The organism is Tardiphaga sp. 709, assembly GCF_032401055.1.
Classification (GTDB): domain Bacteria; phylum Pseudomonadota; class Alphaproteobacteria; order Rhizobiales; family Xanthobacteraceae; genus Tardiphaga.
On the sequence record NZ_CP135529.1, the window covers coordinates 5198002 to 5214162 of the forward strand.

12 protein-coding genes are annotated in these 16161 nt (G+C 61.3%); 7 read left to right on the top strand and 5 right to left on the bottom strand.

All coding sequences use genetic code 11. The features are described 5' to 3' along the window. Window positions 1-155: 155 nt before the first annotated feature. The 7 genes from RSO67_RS25220 (at window position 156) to RSO67_RS25250 (ending at window position 9651) form a co-directional block, all read left to right on the top strand. On the top strand, window positions 156-1067 hold the full coding sequence (locus RSO67_RS25220; RefSeq protein ID WP_315841057.1) for a glyoxylate/hydroxypyruvate reductase A: 912 nt from the start codon (window positions 156-158) through the stop codon (window positions 1065-1067). Between the two features lie 159 nt (window positions 1068-1226). Next, on the top strand, window positions 1227-2813 hold the full coding sequence (locus RSO67_RS25225; RefSeq protein WP_315841058.1) for an ABC transporter substrate-binding protein: 1587 nt from the start codon (window positions 1227-1229) through the stop codon (window positions 2811-2813). 40 nt (window positions 2814-2853) lie between these two features. Further along, complete coding sequence (locus RSO67_RS25230; RefSeq protein ID WP_315841059.1) at window positions 2854-4440, top strand: ABC transporter substrate-binding protein; 1587 nt, start codon at window positions 2854-2856, stop codon at window positions 4438-4440. A gap of 100 nt (window positions 4441-4540) precedes the next feature. Beyond that, a complete protein-coding gene (locus RSO67_RS25235) occupies window positions 4541-6127 on the top strand; it encodes an ABC transporter substrate-binding protein (protein WP_315841060.1) in 1587 nt (528 codons plus the stop codon). Next, on the top strand, window positions 6124-7146 hold the full coding sequence (locus tag RSO67_RS25240) for an ABC transporter permease (protein WP_315841061.1): 1023 nt from the start codon (window positions 6124-6126) through the stop codon (window positions 7144-7146). Before RSO67_RS25235 ends, RSO67_RS25240 begins: the two co-directional genes overlap by 4 nt. A gap of 13 nt (window positions 7147-7159) precedes the next feature. After that, window positions 7160-7990 (top strand): ABC transporter permease, encoded by an 831-nt coding sequence (locus tag RSO67_RS25245; RefSeq protein WP_315841062.1) that lies wholly within the window; start codon window positions 7160-7162, stop codon window positions 7988-7990. Between the two features lie 5 nt (window positions 7991-7995). After that, complete coding sequence (locus tag RSO67_RS25250) at window positions 7996-9651, top strand: ABC transporter ATP-binding protein (RefSeq protein WP_315841063.1); 1656 nt, start codon at window positions 7996-7998, stop codon at window positions 9649-9651. Window positions 9652-9701: 50 nt separating this feature from the next. Here RSO67_RS25250 and RSO67_RS25255 read toward each other — a convergent pair whose 3' ends face one another. From RSO67_RS25255 to RSO67_RS25275, 5 genes are all read right to left on the bottom strand, one after another. Continuing rightward, complete coding sequence (locus RSO67_RS25255) at window positions 9702-10682, bottom strand: tripartite tricarboxylate transporter substrate binding protein (protein WP_315841064.1); 981 nt, start codon at window positions 10680-10682, stop codon at window positions 9702-9704. A 175-nt stretch (window positions 10683-10857) separates the two neighbouring features. Then, window positions 10858-12558: an ABC transporter ATP-binding protein gene (nikE, locus tag RSO67_RS25260; protein WP_315841065.1), complete on the bottom strand. Its 1701-nt coding sequence runs from the start codon at window positions 12556-12558 to the stop codon at window positions 10858-10860. After that, window positions 12555-13403 carry an ABC transporter permease gene (locus tag RSO67_RS25265; RefSeq protein ID WP_315841066.1) on the bottom strand — a complete coding sequence of 283 codons (849 nt, stop codon included), beginning with the start codon at window positions 13401-13403 and terminating at the stop codon, window positions 12555-12557. Before RSO67_RS25265 ends, nikE begins: the two co-directional genes overlap by 4 nt. Beyond that, window positions 13400-14431 (bottom strand): ABC transporter permease, encoded by a 1032-nt coding sequence (locus tag RSO67_RS25270; protein ID WP_315841067.1) that lies wholly within the window; start codon window positions 14429-14431, stop codon window positions 13400-13402. The genes RSO67_RS25265 and RSO67_RS25270 overlap by 4 nt, the downstream gene beginning before the upstream one ends. A gap of 112 nt (window positions 14432-14543) precedes the next feature. Beyond that, window positions 14544-16136, bottom strand: coding sequence for an ABC transporter substrate-binding protein (locus tag RSO67_RS25275; protein ID WP_410001914.1), 1593 nt, complete (start codon window positions 16134-16136; stop codon window positions 14544-14546). Between the last annotated feature and the right edge of the window lie 25 nt (window positions 16137-16161).

The window sequence follows — 16161 nt, forward strand, 5'->3', positions numbered from 1 at the left end:
CAAATCCTGACCCTGTGAAGACGGAGATGATGCGCTGACATCGTACCCTAGGATAGAGGTTTTGAGCGCATCGTTCCCAACGTTGCCATTCTCAAAGCAGGCTTCATGCCAATGGCAGAAACAAACGCAGGAATTCGATGACGCGGATTACTCTCATGACAACCCTGTCCAACACCATGGGCTTTCTGGAAGACCACTTGAAACGGTCGGTTCGCGGCGCTGTCGTGACCACTTGGCCGGAAGAGGGCGCGCTGGACGGGGAGGTTGTGGTCTGCTGGAAACCACCCGCGGGTGTGATGGCGACCATGCCGAATTTGCGGCTGATCCATTCCATCGCCGCCGGTGTGGACAATGTGTTGTCCGACACCGCGCTGCCGGACCGGCCGCTTTGCCGGATCGTCGATCCGCTGCTGGGCAAGGCGATGGCCGAATATGTGCTGTGGGGTACGCTGTATTTTCATCGCGAATTTGATCGCGTCTCCACCAATGCCCGCAATGGGCACTGGCATCGCTACGATCAGGTCGCTGCTGCCGACAAGCGCGTCGGCATTCTCGGTCTCGGCACCCTCGGAATCCAGGCTGCCACGCTGCTGAAATCGGTCGGCTACAGGGTCTCCGGCTGGTCGCGCTCCGCAAAACAGGTCGAGGGTGTGGAGGTCTTCGTCGGCGATGCCGCGCTCGGCGATTTCCTGGCGCAGACCGACATTCTGGTCTGTCTGCTGCCGCTAACGCCGAGCACGGTAGGAATCCTGAATGCTGATCGCTTCGCCCGCCTGCCGAAAGGGGCGGCGCTTATTCTCTGCAGCCGGGGCGAGCATCTGAACGTGCCGGATCTGGTTGCATCATTGCGTTCGGGCCATCTGCGCGGCGCAGTTCTTGATGTGTTCGGCAAGGAGCCGCTGCAGCCGGACAATCCGCTGTGGACAGAGCCGGGTATTCTGGTGACGCCCCACATGGCCGGATTGGCCAAGCCGCGCGTCATCGCCGACCAGATTGCCGAGAATATCCGCCGTCTCGAGGCTGGAGAGGTTCTACTCAACCGCGTCGATCCGGCACTGGGATACTGAATGCCTGCTCATTCACGGAACAAGCTCGGTTCTCAGGCAAGGCCGGCCCGATCGCGATGATGATCGGCCCGGCGACGGCGGCGGCTTGAATTTTGCAAGCTCATCCTTGCGCGTCAGTGCAACCCTGACGTTCAACCCTCTGTGCATCGGGAGAGCTGAATGAATCGACGTGAGTTTGCGAAATTGCTTGGTCTGAGCGCTACGGCACTGTCGGGCATCCCGCTCGGCATCACCCGCGCCACGGGGCAGACCAGAGGCGGTACGCTCAATACGATCATCCAGCCCGAACCGCCGATCCTGGTCACGGCGATCAATCAGCAACAGCCGACCCTCACCGTTGGCGGCAAACTCTATGAGAGTCTGCTGCGTTACGATTTCGATCTCAAACCGATTCCCGGCCTCGCCAAATCCTGGGAGGTTTCGCCGGACGGGCTGACCTACACTTTCAAGCTGTTCCCGAACATCACGTTTCACGACGGCAAGCCGCTGACGTCGGAGGACGTGATCTTCACCATGACCAAGGTGCTGATGGAAACCCATGCGCGCGGTCGCGTGACATTTGCGCGCATCGCGAAGGCCGAAGCGCCCGATCCGCTGACGGTGATCTTCACGCTGAAGTCGCCCTTCGCGCCGTTCCTGACGTCGCTGGATTGCACAACGGCGCCGATCCTGCCGAAGCACATCTATGAGGGGACCGACTATCGCAAGAATCCCGCCAACGCGCAGGCAATCGGCTGCGGTCCGTTCAAGCTCAAGGAATGGGTCAAGGGATCGCACATTCATTTTGTCCGGCACGAAGGTTATCATCGGCCCGGCGAACCCTATCTCGACGAGATCATCTACCGCGCGATCCCCGATGGTGCGTCGCGTACCGTGGCGGTCGAGCAGGGCAAGGTGCAGCTGACGCAGTGGGGCGATATCGAATTCTTCGAGGTGCCGCGGCTGTCGAAACTGCCGAATTACGAGGTGTCCACCAAGGGCTACGAATTCTTCGCACCGCATCAATGGATCGAACTTAATAATCGCATCAAGCCGATGGACGACAAGCGTTTTCGTCAGGCCGTGATGCATGCGATCGACCGCAAGGCGATGCTGCAGCGAATCTATTTCGGGCTCGGCAAGCTGGCGACCGGCCCGATCTCGTCGAAGACACGGTTCTACGACAAGAACGTCAAGAGCTATGACTACTCCGTTGACAAGGCGAAGGCGCTGCTCGACGAGATGGGGCTGAAGCCGGGTCCGGATGGCAAGCGCGTCACGTTGCGCTTTCTGATTTCGCCGGTCAGCGAGGCCAATACGCGGGCCGCCGAATTCCTGCGTCAGTCGCTCGGACGCGTCGGTATCGATCTGCAATTGCAGACCACCGATATCGCCGGCTGGGCGCAAAAGTTCGCCGATTGGGATTACGATATGACCGCCAACCTGGTCTACCAGTTCGGCGATCCCGCGCTCGGTGTGGCGCGCACCTACATCACGTCGAATATCAAGAAGGGCATCCTGTTCTCGAACACCGCCGGCTATTCCAATCCGGAAGTTGATCGCCTGTTCGAAGAAGCAGCCGTGGCGACATCCGATGACAAGCGGCAGGAGCTTTATAGTCAGGTCCAGAGAATTCTCGTTGAGGACGTTCCAGTGGTCTGGACGTTCGAGCAGGACTATCCGAACTTCATCGACAAGCGGCTGAAGAACGTGCTGTCGACGGCGATCGGGGTGCACGAGACGTTCGGGGCGGTGAGCTTCGGATGACGTTGAACGCTTCAAATATCTTTGCTACAAAGGAATTAAGATGAACAGACGTGAATTCGCGAAGCTATTGGGTTTGAGTGCGACGGCGCTTTCGGGAATTCCCCTCGGCGTCACCCGCGCCGTCGGTCAGACCAAGGGCGGCACGCTCAACACGATCATCCAGCCTGAGCCGCCGATCCTGGTGACGGCGCTCAACCAGCAGCAGCCGACGCTGACGCTTGGTGGCAAGATCTACGAGAGCCTGCTCCGCTATGGCTCCGATCTCAAGCCGCTGCCTGGTCTCGCTGAATCGTGGACCGTTTCGCCCGACGGCCTCGTCTATACGTTCAAGCTGTTTCCGGGCATCACCTTCCATGACGGCAAGCCGTTGACGTCGGAAGACGTGGTGTTCTCGGTCACCAAGGTCCTCGTCGAAACCCACGCGCGTGCGCGCGGCACCTTCCTGCGCATCGACAAGGCCGAAGCGCCCGATCCACTCACGGTGGTGTTCACGCTGAAGGCGCCGTTCGCGCCGTTCCTCAATTCATTCGATTGCACCACCGCGCCGATCGTGCCGAAACACGTCTATGACGGCACCGATTTTCGCAAGAACCCTGCCAACGCGCAGGCGATCGGCTCAGGTCCGTTCAAGCTCAAAGAATGGGTCAAGGGCTCGCACGTTCATCTCGTCAAGCACGAGGGCTATTACCGCAAGGGCGAGCCGCACCTCGACGAGATTATTTACCGCGTCATTCCGGACGGCGCATCGCGCGCCGTCGCGCTCGAACAGGGCAAGGTCCAATTGACGCAGTGGACTGACGTCGAACTGTTCGATGTCGCGCGTCTCTCAAAGCTGCCCAATGTCGAAATGACCACCAAGGGCTACGAGTTCTTCGCGCCGCATTTCTGGCTGGAGTTCAATCTTCGCGTCAAGCCGATGGACGACAAGCGCTTCCGTCAGGCTGTCATGTTCGCGGTCGATCGCAAGGCGCTGCTGCAGCGCGTGTTCTTCAATCTCGGCAAGGTGGCGACAGGACCGGTTTCATCGAAGACGCGTTTCTACGAAAAGGATGTCAAGCAGTACGATTACTCGCTGGACAAGGCGAAAGCCCTGCTCGACGAGATGGGCTTGAAGCCTGGCGCCGACGGCAAGCGTGTCAGCATCAAATTCCTGGTTCCGCCTTACGGCGAAATCTGGCAGCGCTCGGCTGAATATTTCAAGCAGTCGCTCGGCCGTGTCGGCATCGATCTGCAACTGGAAAATCTCGATCTTGCCGGCTGGGCCGAGCGCACCAGCAACTGGAATTACGAGATGACCTGTAATCTGCTTTACCAGTTCGGCGATCCGGCGCTGGGCGTGTCGCGCAGTTACATCACGGCGAATATCCGCAAGGGTATCCTGTTCTCAAATATCGCGGGCTATTCCAATCCGGAAGTAGACCGGCTATTCGAGGAAGCCGCCGTGGCGACATCTGACGCAAAACGTCAGGAACTCTACACGGCCGTGCAGAAAATCGTCGTAGAAGAAGTCCCGATCGCATGGATGGTCGAGCAAGACTTCCCCAACTTCATCGACAAGCGGTTGAAGAACGTCATCACCACCGGCATCGGTGTGCACGAGACTTTTGGAGCCGTGACGCTCGGTTGAAGTCGAAGTTACTGAAAGTCACTTGATGGCTTGGCGGTAGCCGGACGTGCAAGCGTCCGGCTACCGCCACTTTCAGGTGTCAATGTTAAAGGAAGAGGCTATGAATAGACGTGAATTCGCGAAGCTGATGGGCGTGAGCGCGGTTGCGCTCTCGGGTATCCCCCTCGGCATCACCCGTGCCGCTGGCCAAACCAAGGGCGGCACGCTGAACACGATCATTCAGCCTGAACCTCCGATTCTCGTCACGGCGCTGAACCAGCAGCAGCCGACGCTGACACTGGGCGGCAAGATTTATGAGAGCCTGCTGCGCTACAGCCCTGACCTCAAGCCGATGCCGGGCCTCGCACAGTCGTGGGAAGTCTCGCAGGACGGCCTGACCTATACGTTCAAATTGTTCCCCGGCATTACCTTTCATGACGGCAAGCCGCTGACGGCTGACGACGTCATCTTCTCGATGACCAAGCTGCTGCCGGAGACCCATGCGCGTGCGCGCGGGATCTACTCGCGTATCGAAAAAGCAGACGCGCCGGATCCGCTCACCGTGGTATTCAAGCTGAAGTCGACCTTTGCCCCGTTCCTGACGGCGCTCGACTGCACCACCGGTCCAATCGTGCCCAAGCATATCTATGACGGCACCGAATATCGCAAGAACCCGGCGAATGCGCAGGCGATCGGCTCAGGCCCGTTCAAGCTCAAGGAATGGGTGAAGGGCTCGCATGTTCATCTCGTCAAACACGAAGGCTACTACCGCAAGGATCAGCCGTATCTCGACGAAATCATCTACCGCATCATTCCCGACTCGGCATCGCGCGCCGTCGCGCTGGAGCAGGGCAAGATCCAGCTGACGCAGTGGAACGACATCGAAATGTTCGATGTGGCACGGCTGTCGAAGCTGCCGAATTTCGAGATGACCACCAAGGGCTACGAATATTTCGCACCGCATCAGTGGCTCGAGCTCAACAACCGCATCAAGCCGATGGACGACAAGCGTTTCCGTCAGGCCATTGCCTATGCGCTCGATTTGAAATCGATGGCACAGCGCGTTTACTTCGGTCTGCCCAAGGTTGCGACCGGTCCGGTGTCATCGGCGACCAGGTTCTACGAGAAGGACGTCAAGCGTTACGACTACTCGCTCGATAAGGCGAAGGCGCTGCTCGACGAGATGGGTCTGAAGCCGGGTGCCGGCGGCAAGCGGGTGACGATCAAGTATTTGACCCCGCCATACGGCGAAATCTATCAGCGCGCTGCCGAATTCATTCGTCAGTCGCTCGGCCGCGTCGGCATCGATGTGCAGATCGAGAATACCGATGTCGGTGGCTGGGCCGAGAAGTTCAGCAACTGGGACTACGAGATGACCGGCAACCTGGTCTATCAGTTCGGCGATCCCGCGCTCGGCGTATCGCGCACCTATATTTCGTCGAACATCAAGAAGGGCATCCTGTTCTCGAACACCGCAGGCTATTCCAATCCGGAAGTCGACCGTCTGTTCGAGGAAGCCGCAACCTCTACATCCGAGGCCAAGCGTCAGGAACTCTACAGCCAGGTGCAGAAGATCCTGGTCGAGGACGTGCCGGTGGTCTGGATGTTCGAGCAGGCCTATCCCACCTTCATCGACAAGCGCCTCAAGAACGTGACTGCAACAGCGATCGGCGTGCATGAATCGTTCAGCGACGTGAGCTTCGGATGACGGCGGTATCGGTCGATGCAAAAGGCGGTCGCGTTTTCGCGGTCGCCCTCGCGCTCGCGGGATGGGTTGTCAAATTCGTTGCGGTCGTTCTGGTCATTGCGACCTTCAACTTCATTCTGGTGCACGCCGCACCCGGCGATCCCGCGCAGGTCATCGCCGGCCAGAGCGGCGCATCCGACGAAAAGCTTCTGGCGCAGCTGCGCGCTGAATACGGGCTCGACAAGCCCTATCCGATTCAGCTCGCCACCTATCTGAAGCGCGTCGTGACGCTGGACCTAGGCTATTCCTATCGCCAGCAGCGGACCGTGGCGTCGCTCATTCTCGAGCGCTTGCCAGCGACGCTGCTGCTGACGGCGACGGCTTTCAGCCTCGCGCTTCTGTCAGGCATCATTCTCGGCACGCTGGCCGGTGTCCGCGCCGGCAAGTGGTCCGACACGGTGCTGACTGTCGTGTCGTTGCTGCTTTATGCAACGCCGGTGTTCTGGCTTGGCCTGATGCTGGTTTTGCTGTTTTCGGTGCAACTCGATTGGCTGCCGGCGTTTGGTTACGTGACCATCGGTGTGCCGATGACCGCACTGCAGCGCATGGTCGACATCGGTTGGCATTTGATCCTGCCGGCGGTGTCACTCGCGGCCGTCTATCTCGCGATCTACACCCGCCTGATGCGCTCGTCGGTGCTGGACGTAACCCATCAGGATTTCATCAAGACCGCCAAGGCCAAGGGCCTGAAGCAGGGCCGCATCATCATTCGACATATCCTGCGCAATGCGATGCTGCCCATCGTAACCGTTGCCGGCATGCAGGCTGGTGCGCTGGTGGGTGGTGCGGTGGTGATCGAGACCGTGTTCGCCTGGCCGGGTCTCGGCCGTCTCATCTATGACGCGCTGTTGCAGCGCGATTATCCGGTGTTGCTGGGTGTGTTCCTGGTGATGTCGGTGATCGTGATTGCGCTCAATCTTCTCACTGATGCGATCTACCGGGTGATCGATCCGCGCGTCTCCGTGCGTGCAGCATCGTGAACGGGATTATATGATGTCTACGCTCAAATCGTTTCTCCGCCATCCCACCGGGATGATTGGTCTGTTCGTCCTCCTCGCGGTGGTCCTCCTCGCGGTATCGGCGCCGTGGCTGTTTCCTGACGACCCCTGGGACATGGTCGGCGCGCCGTTCCAGCCGCCGTTCAGCGAAGGGCTCTGGCTCGGCTCCGACATGCTCGGCCGTGACGTGGCCGCCGGCATCGCGCATGGCGCGCGGATTTCGCTGATCATCGGCGTCATCTCGACGCTAACCTCCCTGGTCATCGGCGTCACTATCGGCGCAACCGCCGGCTATTTCGGCGGCAAGGTCGATGAGGTGATGATGCGTATCACCGAGCTGTTCCAGACCATCCCGGGCTTCATTCTCGCCATCTTGCTGGTCGCGACCATCGGGCCGAAGATCTCCAACATCATCTTCGCTATCGGCATTGTCAGCTGGCCGCCGCTGGCACGCTTGACGCGTGCGGAGTTCATGCGGCTGCGCGGGCGCGAATTCGTTCAAGCTGCGGTCTGCCAGGGCCAGCGTCCGCTGACCGTAGTGCTGCGCCGTATCCTGCCCAATGCGATCTCTCCGATCATCGTCACCGGATCGCTTGCGGTCGCCAGCGCCATCCTGATCGAGAGCGCATTGAGCTTCATGGGTCTCGGCGATCCCAATCTGATGTCGTGGGGCTTCATGATCGGTGCTGCGCGCACCGTGATCCGTCAGGCCTGGTGGATGAGCGTGTTTCCTGGTCTCGCCATCCTGCTCACCGTGCTCGCCATCAATCTGGTGGGCGAAGGTCTCAATGACACGTTAAACCCCCGTATCTCACGCAAGCGATAGTATTCATGACCGACAAAACACTGCTTGCCATTGAGAACGTCTCCATCAGCTTGCCGCCGGGCGCTGATCGTCCTTTCGCAATCGAAGACGTGTCGCTCACCGTCAACCGCAACGAGATCGTGTGTCTGGTCGGTGAGTCCGGCTCCGGCAAGTCGATGACTGCGCATGCGATCCTGCGACTGCTGCCCGACCGAACTGGCGTTGCGCAGGGCAGCATCAGCTTCAATGGCAATGACATCGCCAAGGCGGACGAGCCCACGATGCGCAAGCTGCGTGGCGGCGCCATCTCGATGATTTTCCAGGAGCCACTCAGCGCGCTCAATCCGCTGGCCCGTGTCGGCCAGCAGATTGCGGAATCGATCATCACGCACACCAAGCCGATGCCGTCCAAAGAGGCGGTGGATGCACGCGTGCAGGAGCTGATCCGGGACGTTGGCCTGCCGGATCCGGTGGCGCTCGCGCGCAGCTTCCCGTTCCAGCTCTCCGGTGGGCAGCGCCAGCGCATCATGATCGCTATGGCGATGGCCAACAATCCAGCGCTGCTCCTGGCTGACGAGCCGACCACGGCGCTCGACGTGACCACGCAGAAGCAGATTCTGGCGCTGGTGAAGAAGCTGCAGTCGGAACGCGGCATGGGTGTGCTGCTGATCACCCACGATTTTGGCGTCGTTGCTGACGTCGCCGATCGCGTCGTGGTGATGCGCAATGGCCGCGTGGTTGAGCAGGGCACCGTCGATGAGGTGCTGCGCAATCCGAAGGACGACTACACCAAGAGCCTCATCGCCGCCGTTCCTGGCGCCCGCTCGCTGACCAAAGCTGATCGCAAGATCACGGGCGAGCCATTGCTGGATGCGGTCGGCCTGAACAAGACCTTCATCACCAAGCAGGGCATGTTCCTGCCGCCGCGCCGGACCGATGCAGTGCAGAACATCTCGCTTGGTCTGAAGGCGCGCGAGACCGTGGCCATCGTCGGCGAGTCCGGGTCGGGCAAGTCCACGCTGGGTCGGTTGATCATGCGGCTGATCGAGCCTGACACGGGCTCGGTGCATTTCGATGGCAAGGATCTGCTGTCACAGCGCGGCGAGCGGCTCCGCCAGATGCGCCGCAAGATTCAGATCGTGTTCCAGGATCCCTTCGCGGCGCTCGATCCGCGGCAGAAGGTCGGCGACGCGATTGCCGGCGGCCCGATTGCCTATGGCACGCCCTCCAAGGAAGCCATGGCCGATGCGAAGCGTCTGCTGGCCCGCGTCGGCCTTCAGGAGAGCGCCGCCAACCGCTATCCGCACGAATTCTCCGGCGGTCAGCGGCAGCGCATCTGTATTGCACGCGCGCTGGCCCTGAAGCCCTCGGTGCTGGTGGCGGACGAGGCGGTCTCGGCGCTCGACGTGTCGGTGCAGGCGCAGGTGTTGCAGCTCCTCGCCGAACTGCGCGAGGAGATGAACCTGGCCATGATCTTCATCACTCATGACTTGCGCGTCGCCGCTGAAATCGCTGATCGCATCGTGGTGATGCGGCGCGGCGAGATCGTCGAGCAGGGCGAGACGCAGAATATCTTCCAGAATCCCACCGACGCCTATACGCGCGCGCTGCTGGATGCGATCCCCGGCCGCGCGATGTTCGCCGGTCCGGGCGCCAGGCAGGCGGAAGTCGCTTCAGTATAAAATCAGGCCCGCCAGACTCTGCGTCTGGCAGGCCTCGTAATTCTGCCAGATCAATCTAGCTTGACGTTGGCCTCGGTCACGACCTTGCGCCAGCGCGCCACCTCGGCCGACACCATCTTGCCGAAGTCAGCGCCGGCGACATCCGGCACATCGGAGCCGTTGCGCTCCCAGGCTTCCTTGATCGCAGGGACTTGCAGCGCAGCCTTCAGCTCCTTGGCCATGCGCTCGACCACGTCGGGCGGCGTGCCCTTGGGGGCGAACAGCCCGTACCAGGTGGCGACTTCATAATTCGGCAAACCGGCTTCCGCCGCGGTCGGCAGATCGGGGAAGGCTGCCACGCGCTTCGGAGCGGCAATCGCCAGCGCGCGCAGTTGTCCGGCGCGGATTGGCGCAGCCGACGAGCCGAGACCGTCGAACACCACCGGCACGTGGCCGGCGATGAGGTCCTGCATCGCCGGGCCCGCACCACGATAGGGCACGTGCTGGATCTTGGTCTGGGTCAGGATCTTGAACAGCTCGCCGGCCAGATGATGCGTCGTGCCGGCGCCGGCCGAACCATAGGAGAGCTTGTCCGGATTGGCCTTCGCATAGGCGATGAATTCACCGAGCGTCTTGGCGGAGACCTTGTCGGGATTGACCACGATGACCTGTGGCGGCCGTGCGATCAGCGCGACCGGGATGAAGTCTTTCTCGATGTCGTAATCGAGGGTGGGATAGAGCGACGGCGCAATCGCGTGATGCGCGGCGCCCATGAAGAAGGTGTAGCCGTCCGGTGCGGCCTTGGCGGCCGCCGAGGCGCCGACCGTGCCGCCGGCGCCGGCCCGGTTCTCGATGATCACGCGCTTGCCGAGCTGGATATCGAGCTGTGCGGCCAAGGGCCGTGCAAAGGCATCGGTGCCGCCACCCGCAGCGAAGGGGACGATGAAGGTGACTTGTTTCTGAGGCCATGCCTGGGCGTGAGCGCCGTTGGTAATGGCCGAACAGCTCGCCATAACGGCGAGCAAAGCAACGTGAACGGCTTTGATCCGCACGGAATCCTCCCGATTTTGCTGCGTCGTTGGCGACGCTTGGTCTTATGTTCGGCGAGATGCGCCGCGGATGCAAGGTATCCGGCGCCGGTACAACTCACACTATAGTCGGTATGATCCCGCAGACGGAACCGGACAAGGCCGCCCGTTGAGGCGTTTCGCCGCTGGCGTGCTGCGGCTAGGCGCCGGCCGCTACCTTTTCCGCGGCAATCATCTCGATATGTGGAACCGCAGCGACGAGTTCGCGGGTGTAGTCGGTCTGCGGATTGTCGAACAACTGATGGCTCTCGCCTTGCTCGACGATGGCGCCGTTGCGCAGCACAATGGTCCGCTGGCACATCATGCGGACGACGTTGAGGTCGTGGCTGACGAACAGGAAGGCGAGGTTGTCTTCGCGCCGGAGCCGATCGAGCAGCTGCAACACCACGGCCTGAACGGAGACGTCGAGCGCGGCCGTCGGTTCGTCCAGCACCAGAAGCTTCGGCCGGCAGGCAATCGCGCGGGCGATGCCGATACGGGCCTTCTGGCCGCCCGACAACTGATGCGGAAACCGTTCCAGCAGATTGGCAGGCAGGCCGACGCGGTGAGCGCATTCGCCGACGCGCTGGCGCAGCGCCGCCCCATTGCGCATGCCGAGCAGGCGGATCAGCGGATGCGCGATACAATCGAAGGCGTTGAAACGCGGATTGAGGCTGTCGTTCGGATCCTGGAAGACGATCTGGATCTCGCGGCGCTGCGGCGCACGGTGGAAGTCGCGTGCCGGAATATGGCTGATCGACTGCCCATTGAAATTGATGATGCCTTCGCTCTGGTCGAGCAGGCGGCAAATCATGCGCGAGGTCGTGCTCTTGCCGGAGCCGGACTCGCCAACCAGGCCGACGCTTTCGCCGGCCGCGATGGCCATCGAGAAATTCGCGACACCGACAGTGCCGTCGTCGAAGCGTTTGACGAGATCGAGAACTTCCAGCAGCGGCGGCGTGCCATGCTCCGGCTTTGGGGGCGGAGCGAGGGGGATGGCCGGCACCAGCAGTTTCTCGTCGTCGGTCACGAGATCCTCGACCCGCGAGGTCGCGGTCGGCGACGCTGCGACGAGCCGCTTGGTGTAGGGATGCTGCGGCGAGCGGAACAGCGTCAGGGCGTCGGCTTCCTCGACCAGTCTGCCCTGTTCCATCACGACGACGCGGCGACAATAGCGGGCGGCGAGGCCGAGATCGTGGGTGATGAGGATCGTCGCCATGCCCCGCTCGGCGGCGATGCTGGCGAGGAGGTCCATCACCACTTTCTGCGTGGTGACGTCGAGGCCGGTGGTCGGCTCATCGGCAATCAGCAGGGCCGGATTGCTGGAGATCGCCATGGCGATCATCACACGCTGGCACATGCCGCCGGAGAGTTCGTGCGGATAGGCGTTCATCCGCTTTTCGGGATCACGGATTTTCACGGCGTGCAACAATTCCAGCGACTGCGCACGTGCTTCGGCGGCGGAGATCTTGCGATGCGCCAGAATGGCGTCGGCGATCTGCTGGCCGATGGCGCGGATCGGATTGAGCGCCCCGCGTGGATTCTGGAAGATCATCGCCATCGCCGAGCCGTGCATCTCACGCAGGCTGGCGCTGGTCATCTTGGTGATGTCGCGGTCACGGAAACTGACGCGGCCGCCGGAGATCTTACCCGACGCGTCCAGCAGGCGCGTCATCGCAAAGCCGGTGACGGATTTTCCGGAGCCGCTTTCGCCGACGATGCCGAGCGTCTCGCCTTCGGCCAGCGATAGCGAGATTCCGCGCACAGCCTCGACCGGGCCGCGGCGTGTCGAGAACGTGACCTCAAGGTTTTCGATATCGAGCAGCGGCTTTGGTGTCGTCATTACGTTCGCTGCGATCATGTACGTTGTCTTGGATCGAGAATGTCACGCAGCCCGTCGCCGAGCAGATTGAAGCACAGCACGGCCAGCATCAAAGCAAGGCCGGGAAATGCCACAAGCCACCATTTGCCGGTGGAGATGAAGCGCGCGCCTTCGGCGACCATGATGCCCCATTCCGGCGTTGGCGGTTTCACGCCGAGCCCGATGAATGAGAGGCCAGCAGCATTGATGATGGCCCAGCCGAGATTGAGTGACATCTGCACCACCATCGCCGGCAGGACGTTCGGCAATAGAAAGCGCAGCACGACCGAGACATGGCTGTCGCCGCAGGCGCGCGCGGCCTCGACCCAGCCGAGGTTGCGGCGGACGTTCACTTCGGCACGTGCAAAGCGGATGTAGAACGGCAGGTTGATGATGGCGGTGGCGATGACGATGTTCTCGACGCGATTGCCGAGGGCAGCGACCATGGCCATGGCCAGCACGAACAGCGGGAACGCCATCAGCACATCGACAAAGCGGCCAACGGCGCGATCGAGCTTGCCGCCCGAATAGCCGCAGAGGGCACCGATGACGGCGCCCAGCGCGAAGGAGATGCCGACCGCAGAGACGGCAATGGCGAGGTCGAGCTGTGCGGCGACGATGATGCGGCTGAACACATCGCGGCCAAGCTGATCGGTGCCGGCCCAATGCGCAGCACTCGGCGGCATCAGCGCGTTTTGAACGTTCGATGCGATGGGATCATAGGGCACGATCCACGGGCCGAAAATGCCGACAAAGATCAACAAAGACGCGCCGACGGCTGCGATGCCGGTGATGGGATTGCCGCGGAGGATGAACGCGGCGTGTTGAAGTGTTGCGCTGCTCATCCGATGGAAATCCTGGGATCGGCGATGCCATAGAGCACATCGACGACGAGATTGACGATAACGAAGACCGAAGCCATCAGCAGCACGAAGCCTTGCACCGGGGCATAGTCCGACGACAGCAGCGCGTCGAGCGCGTAGGAGGCGACGCCGGGCCAGGAGAACACCTTCTCCACCAGCACATTGGCGCCGAGCATGGTCGAGAACACGATGCCGGCAATGGTGATGACCGGCAGGATGGCGTTGCGCAGCGCATAGGTAACGATGATGCGCCACCACGACAGGCCGACGGAACGGGCGGTGCGGACGAAGTCGCTGCCGAGCGAGGCCAGCATCGATGCGCGGGTGATACGCGCCAATGGCGCGATAACGAACAGCGCCATCGTGCAGGCCGGCAGGATCAATTGCTTGAATGCGGCCCACCAGCCATCGAAGTCGCCGGCGAGCGCAAAGTCGATCAACAGGAAGCCGGTATGTGCGGGCGGCAGCGTAGTAAAGATATCGACGCGCCCGGTCGGATCGGGCGACACGCCGAACAGATAATAGAAGATGTAGATCAGCAATAGTCCCGACACGAAGGTCGGGACACAGACCCCGAGCGCGCAGAATAGCCTCACGCTGTGATCGACCAGCGATCCTGGTTTAAGCGCTGCAAGGACACCCAGCGGGATTGCGAGAACAAGTGCGATCAGAAGTGCTGAGAAGGTCAGTTCGAGGGAGGCGGGCAGGCGCTCACGCAAGTCCTTGGTGACGTTCTGGCCTGTCATCAGCGAACGGCCAAGATTGCCGCGGCCGACGTCGTAGAGATACAGGAACAGTTGCTGTGGCACGGGCTTGTCGAGACCCATCTGTTTGCGGATGGTCTCGATCTCTTCCTTGCCGGAGTTGGGTCCGGAGGCAAAGAACACGGCGGGATCGCCCGGCAATACGCGCATCAGCAAGAAGGTGAAGATCAGCACGCCGAACAACGCAGGCAAAGAGGATGCGAAGCGTCGCGCTGCGCGGATGGCCGTTGCGCCCAGTGTCGTCATGATCGGTTACTCGAAGCCAAGGGCAGCTCGCTGCAGTTAAGTTCGCAAGCTGCGTAGATCCGAAGCGCCGCTGAGGGGCGCTTCGGGATTCGCTCGCATGGTGCTCGGAAAATCACTTCCGGCTGAGGTCGCGGTAATCGACCTGGCGATGGAACTGATAGGTGTAGCCCGTCAGGTTCGAGGCCATCACGGCGTCCTGGCTCGGCTGCCACAGCGGAATCTGGGGCATCAGGTCGAAGTTCATCGCGTTCAGCACCTTGCCGTCGGCTTCGTACTTGGCCTTGTCAGCCTCGAAACGGGCCTTCTGCGCGACCGCGGTCAGCTCGGCATTGTCGATAGAGCTGTAGTTCCAGCGCTGATTGCCGGTGTAGAAGTTGCGGTAGAAGTAGTCGGTCGACGGCAGCCAGGCGACGATGCCCTCGGTAAAGAAGGGCAGCTTCTTCTCGGTGATCTGCGTCGACATCTGCGCATCCGGCAGCTTCTGGATATCGACCTTGATGCCGATCTTGGCGAGCGATTCCTTCAGCAGCGCAGCCATCGGCTCAGCCGTGGCCGACTGGCCGACATTGAAGCTGAACGTGGTCGAGAAACCGTCCGGATAGCCTGCGGCCTTCAGATAGGCCTTGGCTTTTTCGATATCGAGTTTGATCGGCTGCTTGATCGGGAACGCGCCCGATGGCGGCTTGCCGTCGGCCCAGGTCGCGCCGGCCAGCAAATCACCGCGGCTGAACAGTGCCGCCTTGAACATATCGTCATAAGGTAGCGCATAGGCCACGGCACGGCGCACGTCCGGCTTGTCGAACGGGGCCATCTGGTTGTTCATCGAGATGAAAGTGATGGCGTTATACTGCGGCGTCGAGATCACCTGCAGCTTGCCCTTGGCCTCTAACGCCTGCGCATCGCTGGCCTGCAGATCGATGACGATATCGGCGTCACCCTTTTCCACCAGATTGGCGCGCGTTGCCGGCTCCGGCACCGACTGGATGATCAGGCGCTTGAAAAAGGCCTGCTTGTCGCCGGCGGCACGATTCCATGCGTCGTTGCGCTTGAGGATGACTTGCTCGCCGGGCTTGAAGGTCTCGACGATATAGGCGCCGGATCCGGCGGTGTTTTCCTTGAGCCAGGCCTGTGCCCACGGATCTTCCTCGGTGGCGTGGGCCTTGGCGACTTTCGAATTGATGATGATCGGATAGACCGTGGCGAGGTTCGGCAGCGCCAGTTTGTCCGGCTGCGGCAGTGTTACTTCGAATGTCGTGGGATCGATCACCTTGAACTGGCTGGCATCGGTGAGCGAACCGGTCAGCAGCTGCGCCTTGCCAAGGATCTTGGCGGTGACGGCGCGGTCGAGCGACCACTTCACGTCTTCGGCAGTGACAGGCGAGCCGTCCTGGAATTTCGCATCGCTACGCAGTTTGAAGGTGATCTTCAGGCCATCCGGGCTGACCGTGTAGGACTCTGCGAGTTCGCCGCGAATGGTGTCCAGATCGAACACCCATTTGCCATTCAGTTGCTTGCGGCCGAACGACACCAGACGATCATAGGTCGAGAGGCTGACAGCGAACGCTTCGCGGGTTGAGCCGGGAATGTTGGGATCGAGCGTGTTGACGGCGGCGCCGGTCACGTAGCGCAAGGTTTCTGCACGGGTTTGCGCATTGGCAGGAACCGCGACGGTGAAAAATGCCAGCGCTGCGGCGGCGCCGAGCATCTGCTTGGAATAGATCAGTCCCATA